Origin of the sequence: Pseudoalteromonas sp. S3431 (assembly GCF_000690035.1) — a bacterium.
Taxonomy (GTDB): domain Bacteria; phylum Pseudomonadota; class Gammaproteobacteria; order Enterobacterales; family Alteromonadaceae; genus Pseudoalteromonas; species Pseudoalteromonas fuliginea.
Genome location: NZ_JJNY01000069.1, coordinates 1 through 1,090, shown reverse-complemented (window position 1 = coordinate 1,090; position 1,090 = coordinate 1). Strand labels below are relative to the sequence as shown.

Here is a 1,090-nt window from a genome sequence, read left to right as displayed (position 1 = left end):
AACGAGCCTGTAGATTAACTCGTTTTTTATTTGTTTTTATTGATAAACAAACCATAGCTGAGTTCCTATTTTGGTTCAATCGATTACTGTATTTTTCATAGAATATAAAAGCTGGTTTGGTATTGTTTTAACTGGCGTTTTGGAAGGATTTACAGGTGTTTCAGTGGCTTTATCTTGGCTTAAAAGGGGTTGCCTCTCTTAATGCATCGTGTTTTGCAGCTTTTCTATATTATGAACAAGGCAATACAGTTGCCATTGCGCATTCACTTTCGTTTGACCCCGTAAGGTCAATTTATTCATCCCTTTATTCACTGTAATGTTTCCGAACACTGGCTCAATACAGCCTAATCGCTTACTGTATTGTCGTCGCCCTATGGGGCTATCTATTTTTACTTTCATTTTGTCTACATAGCTCAGCTTTTTGCGTGATTCATTATTTATAAACTGCACCTGTCGCCCTGTTTTAATAGGCGGCTTTCGCATACATTGCTGTTGTAGCGGGCACGCTTTACAGTCTTTTAAGTAACCGCAGAATCGCGTGTATTGCTGATTGTGACTTTTTACATTTATACCACTTCGCCACATATCATTACCTGCTGGGCAGCGGCATGTTTGGGTTGCTTCATCATAATGAAAATCGTCTGAGGTAAATAATCGTGGCTTGCCTTTACTGCGTTTTAATCGACGCTTTTCTTGCTCTGTTTCGTATGTTTCGCTGTCTTTAAACAGCGGATTTCGTTTTCTAAACTGATTATCCGCAATGTAGGTATCGAACCCGCTTTTCGCCATATATTCAAGGTTCACTTCGCTGTTAAACCCACTGTCTGCGGTGAATTTGATGGTGTGTTTATCTGCCATTTTTTCTGTATTGAGTTTAGCGAGTTGTTGTTTTAACTGCGTAACAGCTGGCTGCAGAGTTTGTTGTTCGCCCACCGAACCCCACGCTTGTGCTTGCAGAATGACCTGATGTTTATCGTCATTAATCGCGATGCCGTTGTAGCCTTGAATTGTCCCTTTTGAGGTCGTCATCTTCGCGCTATCAGGGTCAGTGATATTACTTTTAACAGGTTTGCCTTTACTGCCTGTTTTC

General features: G+C 40.7%; 1 protein-coding gene. It reads right to left on the bottom strand.

Features of this window, described 5'->3' with window-relative positions:
• Positions 1 to 198: 198 nt before the first annotated feature.
• On the bottom strand, positions 199 to 1,090 hold an 892-nt coding region (locus tag DO88_RS03830), incomplete at its 5' end, for a transposase (RefSeq protein WP_033040497.1).